This is a genomic window from Pseudomonas sp. PGPR N4 (assembly GCF_059693665.1).
In genome coordinates, this window is record NZ_JCAUKV010000002.1 from 809172 (window position 1) to 833405 (window position 24234).

General features: G+C 62.4%; 25 protein-coding genes. 16 read left to right on the forward strand and 9 right to left on the reverse strand.

The annotated features are described in order from the left end of the window. Nucleotides 1-27: 27 nt before the first annotated feature. Both AC58X1_RS13370 and AC58X1_RS13375 read right to left on the reverse strand, forming a co-directional pair. The gene (locus AC58X1_RS13370; protein ID WP_101322739.1) at nt 28-441 is read right to left on the reverse strand and encodes a PA0061/PA0062 family lipoprotein; all 414 of its coding nucleotides are present in this window, start codon (nt 439-441) and stop codon (nt 28-30) included. A 55-nt stretch (nt 442-496) separates the two neighbouring features. Continuing rightward, nucleotides 497-910 carry a PA0061/PA0062 family lipoprotein gene (locus AC58X1_RS13375; protein WP_181088456.1) on the reverse strand — a complete coding sequence of 138 codons (414 nt, stop codon included), beginning with the start codon at nt 908-910 and terminating at the stop codon, nt 497-499. Between the two features lie 67 nt (nt 911-977). On the opposite strand from AC58X1_RS13375, the gene AC58X1_RS13380 reads away from it, so the two are divergent. Next, the gene (locus tag AC58X1_RS13380) at nt 978-2087 is read left to right on the forward strand and encodes an aminopeptidase (protein ID WP_497428959.1); all 1110 of its coding nucleotides are present in this window, start codon (nt 978-980) and stop codon (nt 2085-2087) included. On the opposite strand, the gene AC58X1_RS13385 is transcribed toward AC58X1_RS13380, so the two are convergent. Further along, on the reverse strand, nt 2077-2727 hold the full coding sequence (locus AC58X1_RS13385) for an HAD family hydrolase (protein WP_101322736.1): 651 nt from the start codon (nt 2725-2727) through the stop codon (nt 2077-2079). The genes AC58X1_RS13380 and AC58X1_RS13385 overlap by 11 nt on opposite strands. Nucleotides 2728-2765: 38 nt before the next feature. Further along, complete coding sequence (locus AC58X1_RS13390) at nt 2766-3314, reverse strand: gamma carbonic anhydrase family protein (RefSeq protein ID WP_101322735.1); 549 nt, start codon at nt 3312-3314, stop codon at nt 2766-2768. A gap of 66 nt (nt 3315-3380) precedes the next feature. On the opposite strand from AC58X1_RS13390, the gene prlC reads away from it, so the two are divergent. From prlC to AC58X1_RS13415, 5 genes are all read left to right on the forward strand, one after another. Further along, entirely contained in the window at nt 3381-5468 is a 2088-nt protein-coding gene (gene prlC / locus AC58X1_RS13395; RefSeq protein WP_101322734.1) for an oligopeptidase A, read from the forward strand. Next, complete coding sequence (locus tag AC58X1_RS13400; RefSeq protein ID WP_101322733.1) at nt 5465-5746, forward strand: YheV family putative zinc ribbon protein; 282 nt, start codon at nt 5465-5467, stop codon at nt 5744-5746. Before prlC ends, AC58X1_RS13400 begins: the two co-directional genes overlap by 4 nt. Nucleotides 5747-5821: 75 nt before the next feature. After that, complete coding sequence (locus AC58X1_RS13405; protein WP_409035098.1) at nt 5822-6877, forward strand: PA0069 family radical SAM protein; 1056 nt, start codon at nt 5822-5824, stop codon at nt 6875-6877. Between the two features lie 284 nt (nt 6878-7161). Next, nucleotides 7162-7884 (forward strand): carbonic anhydrase, encoded by a 723-nt coding sequence (locus AC58X1_RS13410; protein ID WP_101322730.1) that lies wholly within the window; start codon nt 7162-7164, stop codon nt 7882-7884. A 193-nt stretch (nt 7885-8077) separates the two neighbouring features. Beyond that, nucleotides 8078-9610, forward strand: coding sequence for a SulP family inorganic anion transporter (locus AC58X1_RS13415; RefSeq protein ID WP_101322729.1), 1533 nt, complete (start codon nt 8078-8080; stop codon nt 9608-9610). 72 nt (nt 9611-9682) lie between these two features. Here the strand turns inward: AC58X1_RS13415 and AC58X1_RS13420 are convergent, their stop codons facing one another. Beyond that, a complete protein-coding gene (locus tag AC58X1_RS13420) occupies nt 9683-10324 on the reverse strand; it encodes a hypothetical protein (RefSeq protein WP_101322728.1) in 642 nt (213 codons plus the stop codon). Between the two features lie 386 nt (nt 10325-10710). On the opposite strand from AC58X1_RS13420, the gene coxB reads away from it, so the two are divergent. From coxB to AC58X1_RS13440, 4 genes are read left to right on the forward strand one after another with little or no spacing between them, the layout of a single operon-like run. Further along, nucleotides 10711-11838: a cytochrome c oxidase subunit II gene (coxB, locus tag AC58X1_RS13425; RefSeq protein ID WP_150570262.1), complete on the forward strand. Its 1128-nt coding sequence runs from the start codon at nt 10711-10713 to the stop codon at nt 11836-11838. Nucleotides 11839-11881: 43 nt separating this feature from the next. Continuing rightward, on the forward strand, nt 11882-13465 hold the full coding sequence (gene ctaD / locus AC58X1_RS13430) for a cytochrome c oxidase subunit I (RefSeq protein WP_101322726.1): 1584 nt from the start codon (nt 11882-11884) through the stop codon (nt 13463-13465). A gap of 9 nt (nt 13466-13474) precedes the next feature. Beyond that, nucleotides 13475-14041: a cytochrome c oxidase assembly protein gene (locus AC58X1_RS13435; RefSeq protein WP_101322725.1), complete on the forward strand. Its 567-nt coding sequence runs from the start codon at nt 13475-13477 to the stop codon at nt 14039-14041. A 16-nt stretch (nt 14042-14057) separates the two neighbouring features. After that, nucleotides 14058-14945 carry a cytochrome c oxidase subunit 3 gene (locus AC58X1_RS13440; protein WP_497428960.1) on the forward strand — a complete coding sequence of 296 codons (888 nt, stop codon included), beginning with the start codon at nt 14058-14060 and terminating at the stop codon, nt 14943-14945. A gap of 151 nt (nt 14946-15096) precedes the next feature. On the opposite strand, the gene AC58X1_RS13445 is transcribed toward AC58X1_RS13440, so the two are convergent. Further along, nucleotides 15097-15300, reverse strand: coding sequence for a twin transmembrane helix small protein (locus AC58X1_RS13445; protein WP_101322723.1), 204 nt, complete (start codon nt 15298-15300; stop codon nt 15097-15099). A 64-nt stretch (nt 15301-15364) separates the two neighbouring features. Between AC58X1_RS13445 and AC58X1_RS13450 the strand changes: the two genes are divergently transcribed. The 5 genes from AC58X1_RS13450 to AC58X1_RS13470 are packed head-to-tail and all read left to right on the forward strand — an operon-like array spanning nt 15365 to nt 19249. Continuing rightward, nucleotides 15365-16105 (forward strand): SURF1 family protein, encoded by a 741-nt coding sequence (locus AC58X1_RS13450; RefSeq protein WP_497428961.1) that lies wholly within the window; start codon nt 15365-15367, stop codon nt 16103-16105. Beyond that, nucleotides 16071-16655, forward strand: coding sequence for a PA_0111/PP_0108 family redox-active disulfide protein (locus tag AC58X1_RS13455; RefSeq protein WP_150570260.1), 585 nt, complete (start codon nt 16071-16073; stop codon nt 16653-16655). Before AC58X1_RS13450 ends, AC58X1_RS13455 begins: the two co-directional genes overlap by 35 nt. Before the next feature lie 10 nt (nt 16656-16665). Then, entirely contained in the window at nt 16666-17733 is a 1068-nt protein-coding gene (locus AC58X1_RS13460) for a COX15/CtaA family protein (protein WP_101322720.1), read from the forward strand. Then, complete coding sequence (gene cyoE, locus AC58X1_RS13465) at nt 17718-18620, forward strand: heme o synthase (protein ID WP_101322719.1); 903 nt, start codon at nt 17718-17720, stop codon at nt 18618-18620. Before AC58X1_RS13460 ends, cyoE begins: the two co-directional genes overlap by 16 nt. Further along, nucleotides 18617-19249: an SCO family protein gene (locus AC58X1_RS13470; protein WP_150570257.1), complete on the forward strand. Its 633-nt coding sequence runs from the start codon at nt 18617-18619 to the stop codon at nt 19247-19249. Before cyoE ends, AC58X1_RS13470 begins: the two co-directional genes overlap by 4 nt. 90 nt (nt 19250-19339) lie before the next feature. On the opposite strand, the gene AC58X1_RS13475 is transcribed toward AC58X1_RS13470, so the two are convergent. From AC58X1_RS13475 to AC58X1_RS13485, 3 genes are all read right to left on the reverse strand, one after another. After that, complete coding sequence (locus AC58X1_RS13475) at nt 19340-20113, reverse strand: MetQ/NlpA family ABC transporter substrate-binding protein (protein WP_101322717.1); 774 nt, start codon at nt 20111-20113, stop codon at nt 19340-19342. Nucleotides 20114-20177: 64 nt separating this feature from the next. Continuing rightward, complete coding sequence (locus AC58X1_RS13480; RefSeq protein WP_101322716.1) at nt 20178-20849, reverse strand: methionine ABC transporter permease; 672 nt, start codon at nt 20847-20849, stop codon at nt 20178-20180. Continuing rightward, a complete protein-coding gene (locus AC58X1_RS13485) occupies nt 20849-21856 on the reverse strand; it encodes a methionine ABC transporter ATP-binding protein (protein ID WP_101322715.1) in 1008 nt (335 codons plus the stop codon). Before AC58X1_RS13485 ends, AC58X1_RS13480 begins: the two co-directional genes overlap by 1 nt. Before the next feature lie 223 nt (nt 21857-22079). Here AC58X1_RS13485 and katE point away from each other — a divergent pair, with 223 nt between their 5' ends. Then, nucleotides 22080-24224, forward strand: coding sequence for a catalase HPII (gene katE / locus AC58X1_RS13490; protein WP_188036904.1), 2145 nt, complete (start codon nt 22080-22082; stop codon nt 24222-24224). The last annotated feature ends 10 nt before the right edge of the window (nt 24225-24234 follow it).

Sequence of the window (24234 nt, forward strand, 5' to 3'; positions counted from 1 at the left end):
GCTCGGACTCGAGCAGCCCCATTTTCTTTATGGGATGCAAAACACGTCGCTGGGCTCATCCACCAACACTTTGCGACTGGTGTCGTAGAGGTACACCTGCGGCTGCATGGCTGGTGCCCTGGCCTCCAGGCGATAGCGCTGGCCGGCTTCGAAGTTGTCGAACCGTACGGTCAGGTAGCAGGTGCGCTGGGTAGGGTCAGTAGTGAACAGCCCGCCACTGAGCTCATAGTCAAAACGCACTCTCAGCTCGTGTTGGCCGGGGGGGACCTGAAAGTAGCGGCCGTCGTCGAGGCGCTTGCCATCGAGGCGGTCAGCCATGATCACCTTGCCGGGTGTCATGGTGTAGAGGTCGACCCACGCCTGTTTTGGGTCAACGGGGGGCAAGGGGCTGGCGCAGGCCCCAAGTGTACTCAGGGCGATCAGCATCATGGGCTGGCGCATGGTGGAACTCCCACTTGCAGGTTACAAGCCTTGAGCATAGCGCCAATCGTCGCCATCAGCTGCGTTGGCAGCCCGCCGGTGCACCCTGGCCTACCAGCTTTTGTTGCTCATCGTAGAGTTTCAGCCACGGCCTGAAGCCGATGCTGCCTGCTTGCAGGCTGTAGCGCTGGCCAGCGTTGAAGTCCTTGAAGTCGACATTCAGCTGACAGTCGCGCCAGAGCGGCTCGGCCACCGGGCCAATGTTGCTCGGCGCTACCGGGAATTGATAGCGCACGGTCAGCTCATGCTTGCCGGGCTCGACCTCGAAGTAACGGTTGTCTTGCCAGTCGCGCTCGTCGACCTGCACGGCATGCAGCGCCGTGTCATCGCTCGGTTCGAGGTCGACCCAGGCTTTGCTCGGGTCGGCATCGGGCAGGGTCGAGCAACCCGACAACAGCAGTAAGGCGCCGATGGCTATCGGTGCACGCATGGCGATACTCCCTCTTGGCGAGATAGTCTGTGGCTTTGCACAACCTTGAGCGAGATGAACAGCGGCGATGCTTTACGATCTTTTTAGTCAGCGCTCAGGCCTTGGGGCACTCGACCGCGTTTTCTCACCTTTGGTTCCCGTACTGGCGCTTGTTCTGCTGAGCGGTTGCAGCAGCGTGAGTTACCACAGCCAACTGGCCGCGGGCCAATTGCAGTTGCTGCGTGCGCGCCAGCCGGTCGAGCAGGTGCTGCGCGACCCGGCGACAGATCCGGTGTTGCGCGAGCGGCTTGAGCACGCCGAGAAGGCCCGAGTGTTTGCCAGCGATGTGCTGAAGCTGCCTGATAACCGCAGCTACCGGATGTATGCCGATCTGGGCCGGCCGTACGTGGTGTGGAACGTGTTCGCCACGCCTGAGCTGTCGCTGCAGCCGATCACTCACTGCTTCCCGATTGCCGGCTGCGTGGCCTATCGCGGTTACTACCGCCAGGGTGCAGCGCGCGGTGCGGCGGCGTTGATGCGCCAGCAAGGGCTGGACGTGTATGTCGGCGGTGTCGAAGCCTACTCGACCTTGGGCTGGTTCGATGATCCGCTGCTGTCGTCGATGCTTGGCTGGGGTGACGAGCGGCTGGCTTCGTTGATCTTTCACGAGCTGGCACACCAGCGCTTTTACGTGAAGGATGACACCGAGTTCAACGAGTCCTTTGCCACTTTTGTCGAGCAGCAAGGCACGCGGCAATGGCGCGCCGCCCGTGGCCTTGCAGCGGTTGGCGAAGACACTTCACGGCAACGCGAGCAGTTCATTCAGTTGGTGCTCGATAGCCGTGAGCGATTGCAGCAGCTCTACGCGGGGCAACTCTCCGATGCCGCCAAGCGAGCGGCCAAGCAAGCCGAGTTTGCCCGTCTGCGCGCCGAGTACCGGCAGCTGCGCGATGGTCAATGGGCGGGCGACAAACGCTATGACGCCTGGATCTACGCACCAATGAGCAATGCCAAGCTGTTGCCCTTCGGCCTTTATGACCAATGGGTGCCGGCCTTTGCGGCAATGTTCCAGCAGGTCGGCGGGGATTGGCCGCGGTTCTATCAGGCGGTTGAACAGCTGGGCAAGCTGCCCCTGGCACAGCGTAAAGCTGAGCTGGGCAAGCTTGCGCAGCCGTCGGCGAAGCTGATCAGGCCCTGATAAACGCCTGATGCAGTTCAGCCAGCGTTTCGAAATGGAAGGCTGGCGCTTCAGCCGTCAGCTCTTCGCGGCTGCCGAAGCCGTAGCCCACCGCCACGGCCTGCACGCCGTTGCTGCGCGCGCCGATCAGGTCGTGCTTGCGGTCACCGATCATCAGGGTATGCGCCGGGTCGAGGCCTTCCTGCTCGAGCAGGTGGGCGATCAGCTCGACCTTGTTGGTGCGGGTGCCATCCAGCTCGCTGCCGTAGATCACCTTGAAGTGATGGTCGAAGGCAAAGTGGCGGGCAATCTCGCGGGCAAATTCCCACGGCTTCGAGGTGGCTACATATAGCGTGCGGCCTTGCTCGTTGAGCGCTTGGAGCAGCTCGGGCACGCCGGCATACACGCTGTTTTCATAGAGGCCGGTGACCTTGAAGCGCTCGCGGTAAAAGTTCACCGCCTGCCAGGCCTTGGCCTCGTCGAACTCGTAGAACTGCATGAAGGCCTGCAGCAAGGGCGGGCCGATGAAGTGTTCGAGGCGGGTCAGGTCCGGCTCGTCGATGCCCAGTTTGGCCAGGGCGTACTGGATCGAACGGGTAATGCCCAGACGCGGGTCGGTCAGGGTGCCGTCCAGGTCGAAAAGAATGGTCTGCTGGTGCATGGAGTCTCTCGGTTGTGCGGATGGGCGCCGCGAAGGCGTCATTCCGGGCGGTCGTAGCCTTCGGCCAGGTGCAGGTCCTTGAGCTTGACGTAGTTGGCGGCACTGTACGGGAAAAACGCCCGCTCCTTGTCAGTCAGTGCCCGCGCCTGTTTGACCGGGCTGCCGACATACAGGTAACCGCTTTGCAGGCGCTTGCCCGGCGGCACCAGGCTGCCGGCGCCGATGATCACCTCGTCCTCGACCACCGCGCCATCCATGATGGTGCTGCCCATGCCGACCAGGATGCGATTGCCCAGGGTGCAGCCATGCAGCATGACTTTGTGACCGATGGTCACCTCGTCGCCGATGATCAGTGGGAAGCCGTCCGGGTTGAACGGGCCGGCATGGGTGATGTGCAGCACGCTGCCGTCCTGCACGCTGGTGCGCGCACCGATGCGGATGCGGTGCATGTCGCCGCGCACCACGGTCAGCGGCCATACCGAGCTGTCCTCGCCGATCTGCACGTCGCCCAGCACCACCGCCGAACGGTCGACAAAGGCCCGGGGTCCAACTATCGGAGTGTGTTGCTGAAAGCTACGAATGGCCATGATAGCGCCTCTCTTGAATGCCAATAGGCGGGCTGCCTGCTGCGGACGGCGTCGATTGTAATTAAGATGGTCCCATGTTTCTCCTGCCAAGGTATCCAAACCGTGAGTGCGAACAACCCGCTTCTGCAGTCCTACGATCTGCCGCCCTTCTCGGCAATCCGTGCCGAACACGTGTTGCCGGCGATCGAACAGATCCTTGCCGATAACCGTAAAGCCATCGCTGAAATTCTCAAAAGCCAGGGCCAGCACCCTACCTGGGCTGGCCTGGTGCTGGCGATGGACGAACTCAACGACCGCCTCGGCGCGGCCTGGAGCCCGGTCAGCCACCTCAATGCGGTGTGCAACAGCGCCGAGCTGCGCGAGGCCTATGAGTCGTGCCTGCCGGCCTTGAGTGCCTACTCCACCGAGATGGGTCAGAACCGCGAGCTGTTCCAGGCCTATGAAGCCCTGGCCAACAGTCCCGAGTCGGCGACCTTCGACGTCGCCCAAAAGACCATCCTCGAGCACGCCCTGCGTGACTTCCGCCTGTCGGGTATCGACCTGCCGGCGGACAAACAGCAGCGCTATGCCGAAGTGCAGAGCAAGCTCAGCGAGCTGGGCAGCCGCTTCTCCAACCAATTGCTCGACGCCACCCAGGCCTGGAGCAAGCACGTCAGCGACGAAGCCGCCCTCGCCGGCCTGACCGAATCGGCCAAGGCGCAGATGGCTGCCGCTGCGCAAGCCAAGGGCCTCGATGGCTGGCTGATCACCCTGGAATTCCCCAGCTACTACGCGGTGATGACCTACGCCAACGACCGCGCCCTGCGCGAAGAACTGTACGCCGCTTACTGCACCCGCGCTTCGGACCAAGGCCCGAACGCCGGCCAGTTCGACAACGGCCCGGTCATGAACGAGATCCTCGATCTGCGTCAGGAGCTGGCGCAGCTGCTCGGTTACCCGAACTTCGCCGAGCTGAGCCTGGCGACCAAGATGGCCGAGTCCAGCGACCAGGTGCTGAGCTTCCTGCGGGACCTGGCCAAGCGCAGCAAGCCGTTTGCCGCGCAGGACCTGGCACAGCTCAAGGCCTACGCTGCCGAGCAAGGCTGCCCTGAACTGGCCAGCTGGGACGTCGGTTACTTCGGCGAGAAGCTGCGCGAGCAGCGCTACAGCGTTTCGCAGGAAACCCTGCGTGCCTACTTCCCGATCGACAAGGTGCTGTCTGGCCTGTTCGCCATCGTCCAGCGCCTGTACGGCATCGAAATCGCCGAACTCAAGGGCTTCGACAGCTGGCACCCGGACGTGCGCCTGTTCGAGATCAAGGAGAACGGCGAGCACGTCGGGCGCTTCTTCTTCGACCTTTATGCCCGCGCCAACAAGCGTGGCGGTGCCTGGATGGACGGCGCGCGCGACCGCCGCCGTACCGAGGCTGGCAGCCTGCAGAGCCCGGTGGCCAACCTGGTGTGCAACTTCACCCCGGCCGCGCCTGGCAAGCCGGCGCTGCTGACCCACGATGAAGTCACCACTCTGTTCCACGAATTCGGCCACGGCCTGCATCACCTGCTGACCCGCATCGAGCATGCCGGCGTATCCGGCATCAACGGTGTGGCCTGGGATGCGGTCGAGCTGCCAAGTCAGTTCATGGAAAACTGGTGCTGGGAGCCCGAGGGCCTGGCGTTGATCTCGGGCCACTTCGAGACCGCCGAGCCACTGCCGCAGGACCTGCTCGACAAGATGCTCGCAGCGAAGAACTTCCAGTCCGGCATGATGATGGTGCGCCAGCTCGAGTTCTCGCTGTTCGATTTCGAGCTGCACGCCACCCATGGCGACGGTCGCAGCGCGCTGGAGGTGCTGGAAGGCGTGCGTGATGAAGTCACGGTGATGCGTCCGCCGGCCTACAACCGCTTCCCGAACAGCTTCGCGCACATCTTTGCCGGCGGTTACGCTGCCGGTTACTACAGCTATAAATGGGCCGAAGTGCTGTCGGCTGATGCCTTCTCGCGCTTCGAAGAAGAAGGCGTACTCAATGCCGAAACCGGCCGCGCCTTCCGTGAGGCGATCCTCGCCCGCGGTGGTTCGCGTGAGCCGATGGTACTGTTTGTCGACTTCCGTGGCCGCGAGCCGTCGATCGATGCCCTGCTGCGTCACTGCGGCTTGAGCGAGGATGCAGCGGCATGAGTGAGGTGCCTGTGAGCAAGACCAAAAAACGCTTTATCGCCGGGGCGGTCTGCCCGGCGTGCAGCGAGCCGGATCGCTTGACCATGTGGAGCGAAGACGGCGTACCGCACCGAGAGTGCGTCGCCTGCGGGTTTACCGATACGCTCAACGAGCAGGGCCTGTCGGTGCCCAAGGAGCTGGGCACACGGGTCAATCAACAGGCGGTCAAGGCTGAGCCGGTCAAGGTGCAGACGGTGCAGTTTTTCCCTAACCCCAAGTTGAAAAAGCCCAGCGAGTAACTGAGCGCCGGGCGGTCATGGCATTGGCTGCGCATTCGGAGTACTGTATATAAAAACAGTTCTCCGAGTATGCTCATGTCAGTCTCTCCTGTGCGCGGTCGTGGCACCGCCGACAATCCTCACAACCGATTTGCGCCAAGCGTATCGGTGGCGGAGGATGACGGCTGGTATCAAGAGGTGCCGCTCACCCAGGGCACCGAGATCCGCAGCGAAACCGCCAAGACCATCATCACCCGCAACACCTCCCCCGACCTGCCCTTCGACCGTTCGATCAACCCCTATCGCGGTTGCGAGCACGGCTGCATCTACTGCTATGCGCGGCCCAGCCATGCTTACTGGGATTTGTCCCCAGGGCTGGATTTCGAAACCAAGCTAATTGCCAAGACCAACGCTGCCGAAGTGCTCGAACAACAGCTGAGCAAGCCGGGATACGTCTGTGCACCGATCAACCTTGGCTCCAACACCGACCCGTACCAGCCCATCGAGCGTGAGCAGTTGCTGACCCGGCGCTTGCTGGAGGTACTGCTGCGCTTTCGCCATCCGGTCACCATCGTCACCAAAGGCTCGTTGATTCTGCGTGACCTCGACCTGCTCACCGAGCTGGCTCAGCAGCGCCTGGTGCGGGTAATGATCAGCCTGACCACCCTCGATGATGAGCTCAAACGTGTGCTCGAGCCGCGTGCGGCAGCGCCCAAGGCACGCCTGCGGGCGATCCGGGTGATGCGCGCAGCGGGTATCCCGGTCGGCGTGCTGTGCTCGCCGATGATCCCGATGATCAACGACAGCGAGCTGGAGCATCTGCTTGAAGCGGCCAAGCAGGCCGGAGCGCAAAGTGCGGCGTACATGATGTTGCGTTTGCCGTTGGAGGTAGCGCCGTTGTTCGAACAGTGGTTGCAGGATCATTACCCGCAGCGCGCCGCGCACGTGCTCAGCCTGATCCGCCAGAGCCGCGGCGGCGAACTTTACGACAGCCGGTTCGGCAGCCGCATGCGCGGTGAAGGAGTGTTTGCCGAATTGTTGCAGCAGCGCTTCTCTCGGGCCATGCGCCGGCTGGATTTTGCCGGCCGCGAGGCGCAAACGCTGGACTGCTCGGCGTTCTGTCGGCCCGGCGGGCAGATGGCACTGTTTTGAGCCCAGGCAGTTACCCTTCAGCCCAACTAATACTGCACAATATTTTTACTAATGACTCTTGGCCTCTGATGTTTTTTTGCTATTATCAAAGTCCCGCCAAATGAAGCTGGAACGCCCGTTCTAGAGCCTTCAAATTAAGTTTCAATTAAGTTTTCCCCGGTAGCGTAGGAAATCAGTCCACACCGACTGTGATTCATGGCCCGTGCGTGTCATCTAATTCCCCGCATAGCCAGAATCTTTAACCGGTAATATGGAACTTACCCACACCGTCTAGAGGATGAATCATGCCCATCAAGGACCCATCCAAAGCCGCCCCGGCTGCTGTCCCGGCCGAAAGCGCCGATGCCGCCCTTAAGCATATCGTCGACGGCTTCCTGAAGTTTCATCACGATGTGTTTCCAGAGCAGCAAGAGCTGTTCAAGAAGCTCGCCACAGCGCAAACCCCACGCGCTATGTTCATTACCTGTGCCGACTCACGGATTGTTCCCGAACTGATCACCCAGAGCTCGCCAGGCGACCTGTTCGTGACCCGTAACGTCGGTAACGTGGTCCCGCCTTATGGCCAGATGAACGGTGGTGTTTCGACAGCCATCGAGTACGCCGTGCTGGCCCTCGGTGTGCACCACATCATCATCTGTGGCCACTCCGACTGCGGCGCCATGCGTGCGGTGCTCAACCCCGCTTCGCTGGAAAAGATGCCGACCGTAAAGGCCTGGCTGCGCCACGCCGAAGTGGCCCGCACAGTGGTTGAAGACAACTGCTCGTGCGGCAGCGAGCACGAGACCATGCAGGTCGTGACCAAAGAAAACGTCATCGCCCAGCTGCAGCACCTGCGCACGCACCCGTCGGTCGCTTCGCGCCTGGCCGCTGGCCAGTTGCACATCCACGGTTGGATTTACGACATCGAGACCAGTCGGATCGAAGCCTATGACGCCGTCAGCGACAGCTTCCTGCCGTTGGAGGCTGGCCAGCCGATCCCGAGCGCCACGCCGAGAGGCCGCTACTAAGCGACCCTGACACCCGCAAAACCTTGATAGCCGACCGCGCACCCTAAGGGGCGCGGTGCGGCCTTCGGCTGCCTTGAATTTCCCTGACCGAGTTGCCGGCATCTGCGCTGGCGGCGGGCGCCTGCGCGCCTGTCAGGGGCCCATTGTGCCCATGGCCAGCGGACCGGCCATGTGTCTAGAAAGGAGAAATACGGTGAACAAAACACAGATCAAGGCGGCCCTGCCGCGAGAATTACTGGCTTCAGTGGTGGTATTTCTGGTGGCCCTGCCCCTTTGTATGGGTATCGCCATCGCATCCGGCATGCCGCCTGCCAAGGGGCTGATTACCGGCATTATCGGCGGCATCGTGGTCGGCTTCATTGCCGGTTCGCCGCTGCAGGTCAGTGGCCCGGCGGCGGGCCTGGCGGTGCTGGTGTTCGAGCTGGTGCGCCAGCATGGCATGGCCATGCTTGGGCCGATTCTGCTGCTGGCGGGCTTGCTGCAGCTATTGGCCGGGCGTTTTCGTTTGGGCTGCTGGTTTCGGGTTACGGCACCGGCGGTGGTGTACGGCATGCTCGCCGGGATTGGCGTGCTGATTGTGCTGTCGCAGGTGCATGTGATGTTCGACACCGCGCCGCAGCCTTCGGGCCTGAACAACCTGCTGGCCTTCCCCGAAACGCTGCTGGCAGCGCTGCCGCTGGAAAACGCGGGGAATGGCTGGCAGGCCGGTGCGCTTGGCTTGGGCACCATCGCCATGATGTGGGCCTGGGAGCGCTTCCGGCCGCAGCGGCTGCGCTTTGTGCCGGGCGCGCTGCTCGGTGTGGCAAGCATGACCGCAATCGCCATGTGGCTGGCACTGCCGGTCAACCGCGTGGTGGTGCCGGCGGACCTGTCCGAAGCGATCGACTGGCTGCGCCCGGATGACCTGCTGAAGCTGGCCGACCCGACCTTGCTGGTCGCCGCCTTTGCCCTGGCCTTCATCGCCAGTGCTGAAACGCTTCTGTCTGCTGCAGCGGTAGACCGCATGCACAGCGGGCAGCGCTCGGACTTCGACAAGGAGCTTTCGGCGCAAGGCATCGGCAACATGCTCTGCGGCGTGCTCGGTGCGCTGCCGATGACCGGGGTGATCGTGCGCAGCTCGGCCAACGTCCAGGCCGGCGCGCAGACTCGCGCTTCGGCGATCCTGCATGGTGTCTGGCTGCTGGGCTTTGTGGTAGTGCTGAGCAGCGTGCTGCAGCAGATTCCGGTGGCGAGCCTGGCCGGGGTGCTGGTGTATACCGGGATCAAGCTGGTTGATTTCAAGGCGTTTCGCAGCCTTGGCCGATATGGCCGGATGCCGATGTTCACCTATGCCGCAACAGCGCTGGCGATCATCTTCACCGACCTGCTGACCGGGGTCTTGCTGGGCTTTGCCTTGACTCTGTTGAAGCTGGCGTTCAAGGCGGCCCGGCTGAAAATCAATCTGGTCGACCTGGCCAAGCCTGGGCATATGGAGTTGCGCCTGAGCGGCGCGGCCACCTTCCTCAAGGTGCCGGCCCTGACCCAGGTACTTGAGCAGGTGCCTGCGGGCACGACCCTGCATGTGCCGCTGGGCAACCTGAGCTACATCGACCACTCGTGCCTGGAACTGCTGGAAGACTGGGGGCGCAGCAATGCCGCCAAGGGCTCGCGCTTGAAGATCGAGCAGTGGCGCTTGAAGCGGCGGATCGAGGGGCGGCTGCGGACCACGGCGGGCGTGGGTGCCTGAGCGGGCACTGCACCTAAACAGTATTGGCCGGTCGCGGGTTGCCCGCGACCGGCCGGTTCACACTGCGTCAGCTCAAGCCGGTTGGCCGAGCTCGACCCCCAGCTGGCGCGACAGGCACGGCCAGCGTTTCCAGGCTTCACCGGTCGCCGGGCTGCTCAGCGTGGCGCGGTAGGCTTCGACCGATTCCAGGGCGAAGCTGTCGTCGTCGAGCATCTCGTCGACCGAGTGATGCACCACTTCATCCAGTTGGTTGGCAAACTCTTCGCCGATCAGTTGATGGGCGATCAGGTTGGCCACGGTGGTGTCCGCCGGAATCAGCGGCTGCCCGAAGTGCTTGATGTACAGATCGTTGACCTCTTCGACCAGACGATGGGCCAGGTAGGCTTCATCGAGCAGGCAATCGAGGCCGACATGCCCTTGCATGACGCTGGGCGGTTGCATGAAATAGGCTTCGGCGATCTTCAATACCGGTTTGATCTGCGACTCGATGCCAGCTTCGAGCGCGACCGCATGGGCAGCTTCGAGTAGCTCTGGAACCTCATCGATATAAGCGCCAACAAAGCGCGCCAGGGTGCCCTGAGCATCTTTCTCAGGGAGTTGGATGGACGGATGCAGGTGCGGCAGTTGCGCTTCGAGGCGCTGTTTCAATTGGCCGCTCTGGCTCTCATGTTGATGGGCTTGTTTGATCTGCTCGCGTACAGCGGCGATGTTCATGACAACTCCAGGGACATTGGGTGACAAACGGAAGACAGTACTTACGGAAAGCTCTAAGTTAGCTCGGTATACCGGATGCCTAAGACGCATTTGTTATAAGCAACGCAAACGTGTGCGAGCTCAAGAATATAGCGATGCCATCATTATGCCATGACCCAGCAATGGCGCGGGTTTGCTGGGTTTTGTGGCTTTGTGACGATGTTTTCATAGGCCGCGTTGCGTGGCCTAGAGCGCTGTCTATACTCGGGTTGAACGTGATTGGTTGATGAGGCCCACCTGCAGTTTGCAGAGGAGCTCGGTCGTCGAAGCAGGCTGTCTTGACCGCCGCCCCCCCTTGCCCAAGGTCTATGCCTCCGGGATTACAAGAATGATAAGGGGAACCCGCAATGATGCGACATCCACATGTCTGGATGGGCCTTCTGTTGTGGTCGGTTATCGGTCAGGCGCATGGCGCATGGACCGTCAACATGGCGCCCGGGGCTACCGAAGTCTCCCACGCAGTGTTCGACCTGCACATGATCATCTTCTGGATCTGCGTCGTTATCGGCATCGTGGTGTTTGGCGCGATGTTCTGGTCGATGGTGATCCACCGCCGCTCCACCGGCCAGCAGGCCGCGCACTTCCACGAGCACACCTGGGTCGAGATCATGTGGACCGTGGTGCCGCTGCTGATCCTCATCGTCATGGCCATCCCTGCCACCAAGACCCTGATCGAAATCTACGACGCCAGTGAATCGGATATCGATATCCAGGTCACCGGCTACCAGTGGAAGTGGCATTACAAATACCTGGGGCAGGATGTCGAGTTCTTCAGCAACCTTGCCACCCCCGCGGAACAGATCAACAACAAGGCGCCCAAGGACGAGCATTACCTGCTCGAGGTCGACCAGCCGCTGGTGATCCCGGTGGGCGCCAAGGTGCGTTTTCTGGTCACGGCCGCCGACGTGATCCACTCCTGGTGGGTACCGGCCTTTGCGGTCAAGCGTGACGCCATCCCCGGCTTCGTCAACGAAGCCTGGACCCGGGTCGAGAAACCCGGCATCTACCGCGGCCAGTGTACCGAGCTGTGCGGCAAGGACCACGGCTTCATGCCGGTGGTGGTCGAGGTCAAGTCGCAGGCCGATTACGACACCTGGCTGGGCGAGCGCAAGGCCGAAGCGGCCAAGCTCAAAGAGCTGACCAGCAAGGAATGGACCCTGCAAGAGCTGGTCGAGCGCGGCGACAAGGTCTATCACACCACTTGCGTCGCCTGTCACCAGGCCGAGGGCCAGGGCTTGCCGCCAATGTTCCCGGCACTCAAGGGCTCGAAAATCGCTACCGGGCCTATCGAAGGCCACTTGGGCATTGTCTTCCACGGCAAGCCCGGCACGGCCATGGCCGCGTTTGGCAAACAGCTCTCGGAAGTCGATATCGCCGCCGTGGTCACCTATGAGCGCAACGCCTGGGGCAACAACAAAGGCGACATGGTCACGCCTAAAGACGTGCTCGCGCTCAAGCAGGCAGAAGCCAAATGAGCCGTAAATTGCGCCGCAGCCAGTGGCTGGCAGGAGACAGGACATGAGTGCAGTGATCGACGAGCATGGCCACGACCATGCCCACGGCCCGGCCAAGGGCTTGATGCGCTGGGTGTTGACCACCAACCACAAGGACATCGGCACGATGTACCTGTGGTTCAGCTTCTGCATGTTCCTGCTCGGCGGCTCGTTCGCCATGGTCATTCGCGCCGAGCTGTTCCAGCCGGGGCTGCAGATCGTCGAACCGGCTTTCTTCAACCAGATGACCACCATGCACGGCCTGATCATGGTATTCGGCGCGGTGATGCCGGCGTTTGTCGGCCTGGCCAACTGGATGATCCCATTGATGATCGGCGCCCCGGACATGGCCCTGCCGCGGATGAACAACTTCAGTTTCTGGCTGCTGCCGGCGGCGTTTCTGCTGTTGGTATCGACCCTGTTCAGCGCCGGTGGCGGGCCCAACTTCGGCTGGACCTTCTACGCGCCGTTATCCACCACCTATGCGCCGGCCAGCGTGACCTTCTTCATCTTTGCTATCCACCTGATGGGCGTCAGCTCGATCATGGGCGCGATCAACGTGATCGCGACCATTCTCAACCTGCGCGCGCCGGGCATGACCCTGATGAAAATGCCGCTGTTCGTCTGGACCTGGCTGATCACCGCCTTCCTGCTGATCGCCGTGATGCCGGTGCTGGCCGGGGTGGTGACGATGATGCTGATGGATATTCACTTCGGCACCAGCTTCTTCAGCGCGGCCGGCGGTGGTGATCCGGTGTTGTTCCAGCATGTGTTCTGGTTCTTCGGCCACCCCGAGGTGTACATCATGATCCTGCCGGCGTTCGGCGCAGTCAGCTCGATCATCCCGGCGTTTTCACGCAAGCCGCTGTTTGGCTACACCTCGATGGTGTACGCCACCGGGGCGATCGCGTTTCTGTCCTTCATTGTCTGGGCGCACCACATGTTCGTGGTCGGCATCCCGGTGGTGGGCGAGCTGTTCTTCATGTACGCGACGATGCTGATTGCGGTGCCGACCGGGGTCAAGGTGTTCAACTGGGTCAGCACCATGTGGGAAGGCTCGCTGACCTTCGAGACGCCGATGCTGTTCGCCATTGCCTTTGTCATCCTGTTCACCATCGGCGGTTTCTCCGGGCTGATGCTGGCGATTGCCCCGGCGGACTTCCAGTACCACGACACCTACTTCGTGGTGGCGCACTTCCACTATGTGCTGGTGCCTGGGGCGATCTTTGGCATCTTCGCGTCGGCCTACTACTGGCTGCCGAAATGGACTGGCCACATGTACGACGAAACCCTCGGCAAGCTGCACTTCTGGCTGTCGTTCATCGGCATGAACCTGGCCTTCTTCCCGATGCACTTCGTTGGCCTGGCCGGCATGCCCCGGCGCATCCCCGACTACAACCTGCAGTTCGCCGACTTCAACATGGTCTCGTCGATTGGTGCATTCCTGTTCGGCGCTACGCAGATCTTCTTCCTGTTCATCGTCATCAAGACCATCCGTGGAGGCCGGCCAGCGCCGGCCAAACCGTGGGATGGCGCCGAAGGGCTGGAGTGGTCGGTGCCATCGCCGGCGCCGTACCACACCTTCCAGACGCCGCCGGAAGTGAAATAGGGCCTTGCCATGACCAGCCTGCCACTCAAACGCCTGGTGCGCCGCCTGCTGCTGCTGACGGTGGTGATGTTTGCCTTCGGCTTTGCCCTGGTGCCGCTGTACGACGTGATGTGCAAGGCGTTCGGCATCAATGGCAAGACCGGCGGGCAATACGAAGGCAGCCAGGTCAGCGACCCTTCGCGCACGGTGCGGGTGCAGTTCATGTCCACCAATGCTGGTGACATGAGCTGGGACTTCTACTCGCGTGCCGACCAGGTCGAGGTCAACCCGGGCGCGGTCAACCAGATGATCTTTGTGGCGCACAACCCGACCGACAAGCCGATGAGCGCTCAGGCGGTACCGAGCATCACTCCGGCCGAGGCGGCGGCGTATTTCCACAAGACCGAATGCTTCTGCTTTACCCAGCAGGTGCTGCAGCCGGGTGAGCGCATTGAGATGCCGGTGCGGTTCATCGTCGACCGCGACCTGCCGGGCAACGTCAAGCACCTGACTCTGGCCTACACCTTGTTCGACATCACCGCTCGCCACCCGCCGGTTGCCCAGTTGAGCACCGAGGGCGTCCAGCGCGCCCGCTGAGGGAAGGAGAACAGCAATGGCACATCACGATCACTACTACGTCCCGGCGCAGAGCAAATGGCCGATCATCGCCACCATCGGCATGTTCGTCACGGTGTTCGGCCTGGGCACCTGGTTCAATGATCTGAAGGCCGGCCACCCGGATTCGCACGGGCCGCTGATCTTCTTCTTCGGTGCGCTGTGCCTGGCCTACATGCTGTTCGGCTGGTTCGGTGCGGTGATCAGGGAGGACAAGGCGGGGCTGTACAGCGCGCAAATGAACCGCTCGTTCCGCTGGGGTATGGGCTGGTTCATCTTCTCCGAGGTGATGTTCTTTCTGGCTTTCTTTGGCGCGCTGTTCTATGTGCGCGTGCTGGCCGGGCCGTGGTTGGGCGGTGACGGCGCCAAGGGTGTGGCGCACATGCTCTGGCCGAACTTCGAGTTTGCCTGGCCGCTTTTGCACACGCCGGACCCGAAGCTGTTTCCGCCGCCCAAGGATGTCATCGACCCTTGGCACCTGCCGTTGATCAACACCCTGCTGCTGGTCAGCTCGAGTGTGACCATTACCATCGCCCACCACGCATTACGCAAAGGCCATCGCGGGCCGCTGAAGTTGTGGCTGGGACTGACCATCCTGCTGGGGCTGTCGTTTCTGGCATTGCAGGCCTACGAGTACTACGAAGCTTATGTGCATCTGGGGCTGACGTTGGGCTCGGGGATCTATGGTGCGACGTTCTTCATGCTGACCGGGTTCCACGGCGCGCACGTGACCTTGGGGACGGTGATCTTGATCGTGATGTTCGTGCGCGTGCTGCGCGGGCATTTTGATGCCAACCAGCATTTCGGTTTCGAGGCAGCCAGTTGGTATTGGCACTTTGTCGATGTGGTGTGGGTTGGCTTGTTTGTATTTGTTTATGTGCTGTAACGGCTTGCGCGGACCCTGTAGGAGCGGCCTTGTGTCGCGATAGGCGCGCGTAGCGGGCCCGGCGATCTGTGGTGGCTGCACGATTTATGGGGCCGCTGCGCGCCCCAATCGCGACACAAGGCCGCTCCTACACAGGGCGCGTGGGATGCAATTAGAAGGGCGCGTGGGAGACCAGTTGCCCGCTCATGAAGCCCCAGGCGATCAGACCGATGGTCAGCGCTGCGAGGCTGACGCGCACGGTCAGGGCCTTGAGCAGGCGGGTCGAGTCTTGATCGTCCTTGACCAGAAACACCAGGCCACTGAACAGGCTGGCAACAGTGGCCAACAACAGCAAAACAATGGCGGCCTTGAGCATGGCGGCACTCCCCGGGGGGCTTGGTGATGCAGGCAAGTATAGCGTTCGCACAGCGTGGCCCAAGGTGAAGCCGTTTCGCCCCGGGCTGGTGCCGACTCTGGTGGTGGTTGCACTGCTGCCGGGGTTGATCGCGCTGGGTTGCTGGCAACTGAGCCGCGCCGAGCAGAAGCGCGAACTGCTGGCGACCTACGCCGAACGCCAGGTCGAAGCGCCGCTGGCGCTGGCCGAGCTGCAGTCGCTAGCCGATCCGGCTTTTCATCGGGTGCAGCTGTTTGGCCACTTTGACGCCAATCACAGCCTGCTGCTGGACAACCGCCTGCGCGACGGCCAGGTCGGCGTCGAGCTGCTGCAACCGTTTCTCGATCAGGCCAGCGGCCACTGGCTGTTGATCAATCGCGGCTGGCTGCCCTGGCCCGATCGGCGTGTGCCGGCGCGCTTCGATACCCCTTCGCAAACGCTGGCGCTGCAGGCGTCGGTCTATATCGCCCCCGGCGCGGCCTTCCAACTGCACCCGGACCCGGTCGGCGGGCAGTGGCCGCACCTGCTCACTGCCATCGACCCCGCTGCGCTCTGGCAGCAGTTGGGGCGTGACGGTTATGGCCACGAACTGCGCCTGCTCGGCGGGCCAGCCAGCTACCGGCTGGACTGGCCGATAGTCGCCATGGGCCCGGAAAAGCACCTGGGCTACGCCGTGCAGTGGTTCGCCCTGGCGGCGGCATTGGTGCTGCTGTACCTGTACTTCGGCTGGCATAACAACAAGGAGCATCACCATGAGCGCCGCCACGAGTCCACTGGACGTGCCTGAAGGCCGCAAGCCCCGCAGCCGCGGACGCTGGCAGCTGTTGCTGATCTTGCTGGTCACCCTCGGCCCGATGATCCTTGCCACCAGCATGTACAAGTTCAAGTTCTGGGTGCCGGACGGCCGCAGTTATCACGGTGCAATGATCGGCAACGGCCTGAGCCGGGCCGACATTGGTATCCCGGCGCAGGAGCAGCGCTGGCAACTGCTGGTCAGCGCACCGGCGGCGTGTGATCAGCCCTGTCAGAACCTTGTGTACCTGGCGCGGCAGATCCAGATCGGCCTGGGCCGCGATGCCAGCCGCGCCAGCCATGCGCTGGCGGCTGCGCAGCCACTGAGCAGCGATTACCAGCAGCTGCTCACCCGCGAGTACCCGCAGTTGCAGCGTTATCCGCTGGACCTGCAGCGCTACGGCGAGCACGTCAGCGAGCCGGGGCCGCAACTGTGGATCGTCGACCCGCACGGCAACCTGGTGCTGCGCTACGACGCCACGGTCAAGGGCAAGCACGTGCTCGACGACCTGCGTCATCTGCTCAAGCTGTCCAACATCGGATAGGAGTTCTGCCATGGCCAGACCCGGCTATCGCCTCGCTGTGTTCGCAACCTTGCTGGCGCTGGTGGTGGTACTGCTGGGCGCCTATACCCGGCTGACCCATGCTGGTCTCGGCTGCCCGGACTGGCCCGGTTGCTACGGCTTTATCAGCGTGCCCAAAAGCGACGCGCAGCTGGCCCATGCCGAGCTGCACTTCCCTGAGCATCCCGTTGAAGCAGCCAAGGGCTGGGCCGAGATGGTCCATCGCTACTTTGCCGGTGGCCTGGCGCTGGTGATTGCCTGGCTGGCGTTGCAGGCGCTGCGCCGGCACGCCCGTGACGGCCAGCCCTACCGTCTGCCACTGCTGTTGCTGGGGGTGGTGCTGGCGCAAGCGGCATTTGGTATGTGGACGGTGACCTTGAAGCTGTGGCCGCAGGTGGTCACGGCGCACCTGCTTGGCGGCTTCACTACGTTGAGCCTGCTGTTGCTGCTATCACTGCGTCTATCCCGGGCCTTTGCGCCATTGCCGAAACTGCCGTTGAGCCTGCGCCGAGTCGCCGCGCTGGGGCTGCTGACCGTGATTGGCCAAGTCGCTCTGGGCGGTTGGGTCAGTGCCAACTATGCCGCCGTCGCCTGCATCGACCTGCCGACTTGCCATGGCCAGTGGTGGCCTGCGGCTGACTTCAGCAATGGCTTTCACCTGACTCAACATGTCGGCCCCAATTACCTCGGTGGCCAGCTCGACAGTGATGCGCGCACGGCGATTCATATCAGCCATCGGCTGGGTGCACTACTGGTCACGGCCGTACTGTTGCTGCTCAGCCACAAGCTCTACCGCAACGGTTTACGCGCCCTGGCCGGGCTGGTCATGCTGGCGCTGGCGGTGCAGATCAGCCTTGGCATCAGCAATGTCCTGCTGCACCTGCCGCTGGCCGTCGCGGTGGCGCACAACGCCGGTGGTGCTGCGCTGTTGCTGTGCATGGTGTTGGTGAATTACCGCATTCGCGTGGTCGACAAGGTCCGCGTCGGCCATGGCTGGCGCTTGACCCGCGTGGCCGGGGCACATGTACCGATGAGGAGTGACGCATGGCGACGGTTCTGAGCACGCCGCGGCAGCAGGCCAGCTGGCGCGATTATGTCGAGCTGACCAAGCCCAAGGTGGTGCTGTTGATGCTGATCACTTCGCTGGTCGGGATGTTTCTCGCGACCCGTGCGGGCGTGCCGTGGACGGTGTTGCTGTTCGGCAACCTGGGTATCGGCCTGTGCGCTGGCGCTGCGGCTGCGGTCAACCATGTGGTCGACCGGCGTATTGATGGATTGATGGCGCGCACCCATAAGCGGCCTTTGGCCGATGGCAGGATCGCGCCCATGGCAGCGCTGGCCTTTGCCTTGCTTCTGGCGGTGCTCGGCATGAGCGTGCTGCTGGTGTTCACCAACGCCCTGACAGCCTGGCTGACCCTGGCTTCACTGCTCGGTTATGCGGTGCTCTACACCGGTTTTCTCAAGCGTGCGACACCGCAGAATATCGTTATCGGTGGCCTGGCCGGGGCCGCGCCGCCGTTGCTCGGTTGGGTTGCAGTGACCGGGCAGATCACCGCCGAGCCGTTGCTGCTGGTGCTGATCATCTTCGCCTGGACGCCGCCGCACTTCTGGGCGCTGGCCATCCACCGCAAGGAGGAATACGCCAAGGCAGCGATCCCGATGCTGCCGGTGACCCATGGCGAGGCCTACACCAAGCTGCATATCCTGCTGTATACCTGGGTGCTGCTGGCGGCAAGTCTGCTGCCGTTCGCCATCCACATGAGCGGCCTGCTGTATCTGGCCTGTGCGCTGCTGCTGGGGCTGGGTTTTGTCCGCTGGGCCTGGGTGCTGTACCGTGGCACCCGGCCGCACGCGGCGATCAAGACCTTCAAGTACTCTATCGGGTACCTGTTCGCCCTGTTCATCGCCCTGCTCGTTGACCACTATCTGTTGATGCTGAATCTATGACCCGAACCCAGAAAACCGTCTTCATTCTCGTTGCCGTGGTTGCCTTGATCCTCGGCCTGACCGTCAACAAGGTGCTCAACGGCCGCAGCGAGGCCAACCCAGCTGAACTGATCGATGCCGGCATCATCCTGCTGCCGCAGAGCCGCAGCGTGCCGGCGGTGAGCATGACCGACCAGCACGGCCAGCCGGTCGAGCTCGATCAGCTCAAAGGCAAATGGTCGTTGCTGTTCTTCGGCTACACCTACTGCCCGGACATCTGCCCGACGACCCTGGCGCAGCTGCGCCAGGTCAAGAGCGAGCTGCCCAAGGAAGCCTTGGAGCGTTTGCAAGTGGTGCTGGTCAGCGTCGATCCGCACCGCGATACCGCCACTCAGCTGAAGCAGTACCTGGGCTACTTCGACAAGGATTTCGTCGGCCTGGCCGGCTCGATCGAGGACACCCAGAAGCTGGCCAATGCCCTGAGCATTCCGTTTATCCCTGCTGACACCAGCAAGCCCGGCTACACCGTCGATCACAGCGGCAACCTGGCTGTGGTCGGGCCCGATGGGCGCCAGCGCGGCTTTATCCGCGCGCCGTTCAACAACCAGAAGCTGGCGGCGCAGTTGCCGGGGCTGGTCAAGCGCGACTGAGGCCAGAAAGCACTGCGGGGCAAGCCCGCCGCCTGCAGTGCACAAGCAGCAGGCGGCGGGCTTGCCCCGCAGGTGTTGCGGTCGGCTCGATCAGAACGCCGGCAGTACCGCGCCTTTGTACTTCTCGGTGATGAACGCTTTGACTTCAGGCGAATGCAGCGCTGCAACCAGCTTCTTCATTGCGTCCGAGTCCTTGTTGTCCGGGCGTGCCACCAGGATGTTGACGTAAGGCGAGTCGCTGCCTTCGATCACCAGGGCATCCTTGGACGGATCAAGCTTGGCTTCCAGCGCGTAGTTGGTATTGATCAGGGCCAGATCGACCTGAGTCAGCACACGCGGGATGGTGGCCGCTTCCAGCTCGCGGAACTTGAGGTTCTTGGTGTTGGTGGTGATGTCTTTCACAGTCGACAAGATGTTGCTCTTGTCCTTCAGGCTGATCACACCGGCCTTGTCCAGCAGCAACAACGCGCGGCCGCCGTTGGTAGCATCGTTGGGGATAACCACGGTAGCGCCGGCCGGCAGCTCGTCGAGCTTCTTCAGCTTGCTCGAGTAAGCGCCCAGTGGCTCCAGGTGCACGCCGGCAACGCTGACCAGGTTGGTGCCTTTGGCCTTGTTGAACTCATCCAGGTACGGCTGGTGCTGGAAGAAGTTGGCATCCAGGCGCTTCTCGGCAACCTGTACGTTTGGCTGCACGTAGTCGGTGAAGACCTTGACCTTGAGGTCGACGCCTTCTTTAGCCAGCACGGGTTTGACGAACTCGAGGATCTCGGCGTGCGGCACCGGGCTTGCAGCGACGGTGATGGTCTCGGCAGCGTGCGCCGAAAAAGCCGCCACAGCGGCAACAACAGCAAGCAGTTTTTTCATCAAACACTCCTTGTGAGGGCCGCGACGGCCCCCGAACGGGTCGGCCTGGCCGACCCCATTGGGGTTACTTACGGGAAAAATGCACGACCAGTTTGTCGCCGACGCTTTGCAGAACTTGAACCAGGATCAGCAACATCACCACGGTGACCACCATTACATCGGTCTGGAAGCGCTGATAACCAAAGCGGATCGCCAGGTCGCCGAGGCCACCAGCACCGACCACACCGGCCATGGCGGTATACGACACCAGGGTGATTGCGGTCACGGTAATCGCCGCGAAGATGCCCGGGCGGGCCTCGGGCAGCAGTGCGTTGGTGATGATCTGGCGGGTGGTCGCGCCCATCGACTGGGTCGCTTCGATGATGCCGCGGTCAACTTCACGCAGCGCCGTCTCGACCAGGCGGGCGAAGAACGGCGTGGCGCCGACCACCAGTGGCGGGATGGCCCCGGCGACGCCCAGCGAGGTGCCGGTGATCAGTACGGTGAATGGGATCATCACGATCAGCAGGATGATGAACGGCAGCGAGCGCAGGATGTTCACCACCAGCGACAGCAGCGCGTACAGGCCCTTCTGTTCGAACATCTGCCGCGGCCCGCACAGGAACAGCAGCACGCCCAGCGGCAGGCCCAGCAGCACGGTGAAGAACAGCGAGCCGAACAGCATGATCATGGTGTCGATGGTCGCCAGCCAGATTTCGGCCCAGTCGACATTGGCGAAGAAATTCAAAGCGTCCATCAACGCAGTACCTCCATATGCACATCAGCTGCGCTGAAACGGTCGAACGCGGCTTGCATGTCGCCGCCGGTAACGGCCAGGGTCAATTGCCCGTAAGGCACGTCCTTGATGCGGTCGATACGCCCGGCGAGGATGCTGTAGTCGACCCCGGTTTCCCGGGCGACAGTGCCGAGCAGCGGTGCGTAGGTGGCATCGCCCTGGAAGGTCAGGCGCACGATCCGGCCTGGCACGTGGGCAAAGTCGTCGCGCTGTTCGCCTTCGTCGACTTGCTCGTCCTCTTGGACAAAACGCTTGGTGGTCGGGTGCTGCGGGTGCAGGAACACCTCGGCAACACTGCCTTGCTCGACGATCAGGCCGGCGTCCATCACCGCCACGCGGTCGCAGACCCGACGGATCACGTCCATTTCATGGGTGATCAGGACGATGGTCAGCTTCAATTCGCGGTTGATCTCGGCCAGCAGTTGCAGGACCGAGGCCGTGGTCTGCGGGTCGAGGGCGCTGGTTGCTTCGTCGCACAGCAGAATCTTTGGCCGGGTCGACAACGCGCGGGCAATGCCGACGCGTTGCTTCTGCCCGCCGGAGAGCTGCGCGGGATACTTCTTGGCGTGATCGGACAAACCGACCCGCGCCAGTAGCTCGGTGACGCGCTGGTCGATTTCGCTGCGCGACAGCTCACCGGCCAAGGTCAGCGGCAGCGCCACGTTGTCGGCCACGGTCTTGGAGGCCAGCAGGTTGAAGTGCTGGAAGATCATCCCGACCTGCTGGCGGAAGCGCCGCAGCTGGTTGGCATCGAAGCCGGTAACGTCTTCACCATCGACGATGATCTTGCCACCGCTGGGCGCTTCGAGGCGGTTGATCAGGCGCAGCAAGGTGCTCTTGCCAGCGCCGGAGTGGCCGATCAGGCCGAACACCTGGCCATTTTCAATGGTCAGGCTGGTCGGGTTCAGGGCGGGGATGTCCCTACCGGCGACGCGGTAGGTCTTGTGCACATGTTGAAACTCGATCACTGAGCGAACCTTGTGGGGCGCAATGGAAATAGGGTCTGGCGGTAAGCCGGGGGGCGCATTTTAGCCTTTTCCCCTGGGTCTTCTTAGCATTTATTTCGTATTGGTCCAATCCAACCGGCATAACGCGACAGTCGGCAATGGAATTGAACGCATGCGCACGGCCATCAGTCACTAGCTAACGAGCCCGAATGGGCCGCCCTGAATACCGATGAGGAGAGCCGACATGTCGCGCAAGCACCCGGATACCCCGAAACAGAGTGAGATGGCCGGTACCGACACCCCGGACCGTGCCAACACCAACGCCAAACTGCAGAGTCTGGAAGCCTACCGTAGCGACGCTACCGGCGAGGCGCTGCGGACCAATCAGGGCGTCAAGATCGCTGACAACCAGAACACCCTCAAGGCGGGTGCGCGCGGGCCGTCGTTGCTCGAAGATTTCATCATGCGTGAAAAAATCACCCACTTTGACCATGAGCGCATCCCCGAGCGCATCGTCCATGCCCGTGGCACTGGCGCCCATGGTTACTTCCAGAGCTACGGCAAGCATGCCGAGCTGACCAAGGCCGGTTTCCTCCAGGACCCGGAGAAGATCACTCCGGTGTTCGTGCGCTTCTCCACCGTGCAGGGCCCCCGTGGCTCCGGTGACACGGTGCGCGACGTGCGCGGCTTCGCCGTGAAGTTCTACACCGACGAAGGCAACTTCGACCTGGTCGGCAACAACATGCCGGTGTTCTTCATTCAGGACGCGATCAAGTTCCCCGACTTCGTTCATGCGGTGAAACCTGAGCCACACAATGAAATGCCTACCGGCGGTTCGGCTCATGACACCTTCTGGGACTTCGTCTCGCTGGTGCCGGAGTCGGCGCACATGGTCATCTGGGCGATGTCCGACCGGGCTATCCCGCGCAGCCTGCGGATGATGGAAGGCTTTGGCGTGCATACCTTCCGCCTGATCAACGCCGAAGGCGTGGCCAGTTTCGTCAAGTTTCACTGGAAGCCGAAGCAAGGCGTGCACTCGGTGCTGTGGGACGAGGCGCAGAAGCTGGCCGGCAAGGACACCGATTTCCATCGTCGCGACCTTTCCGAAGCGATTGAAACCGGCGACTACCCTGAGTGGGAACTGGGCGTGCAGATCGTGCCTGAGGCCGACGAGCACAAGTTCGACTTCGACCTGCTCGACCCGACCAAGATCATCCCCGAAGAGCTGGTGCCGGTGACGCCATTGGGCAAGATGGTGCTCAACCGCAACCCGGACAACTTCTTCGCCGAGGTCGAGCAGATCGCCTTCTGCCCTGGCCATATCGTGCCGGGTATCGACTTCACCAACGATCCGCTGCTGCAGGGCCGCCTGTTCTCCTACACCGACACGCAGATCAGCCGCCTCGGTGGCCCGAATTTCCATGAGATCCCGATCAACCGTCCGGTTGCGCACAACCACAACGGCCAGCGCGATGGCATGCACCGCATGGAAATCAACAAGGGCCGTGCCTCGTACGAGCCGAACAGCATCGATGGCGGCTGGCCGAAGGAAACCCCGGCAGCGGCTGAAGACGGTGGCTTCGACAGCTATCAGGAGCGGATCGATGCACGCAAGGTTCGCGAGCGCAGCGAGTCGTTCAGCGATCACTTCTCGCAGGCGCGCCTGTTCTTCCACAGCATGAGCCCGAACGAGCAGCAGCACATCATCAAGGCCTACAGCTTTGAGCTGGGCAAGGTCGAGCGGGAATACATCCGTGCCCGTCAGGTCAACGAGATCCTCGCCAATATCGACCTGAAGCTGGCGGCGGCAGTAGCGGCCAACCTGGGTCTGCCGGCGCCGAGCAAAGGCACCGTGCAGGTCAAGGGCTCGAGCCTGGCCGAGTCGCCAGCGCTGAGCCAGCTCAATCACCCGGGCAGCGTGGGTATCAAGGGTCGCAAGATTGCCCTGCTGCTGGCTGACGGTGTGGATGCGGCGGACGTCGATCGTCTGGTCAAGGCACTTGAGGCGCACAGCGCCAGGCCAATGCTGCTGGGCCCAACCTCGGCGCCAGTAAAAGCGGCCGATGGTTCCAGCCTGGCGGTGGATGCGTCGATGGAAGGCATGCCGTCGATCATGTTCGATGGTGTGTTGGTGCCGGCCGGCAAGGCCGCAATTGATGCGCTGGGGCAGAGCGGTTTGGCCAAGCACTTCCTGCTGGAAGCGTACAAGCACCTGAAGGCCATCGCCTTTGCCAAAGACGGCAAGGCGCTGGTCGGCAAACTCGGCCTGGCCGAAGACAAGGGCTTGTTGCTGGGCAATGATCAGAAGGCGATCGATGCCTTCGTCAAAGCGGTCGAAGCGCACCGGGTCTGGGAGCGCGAAGCTGCTGCAGAAGCCATTCCGGCTTGATAGATCACCC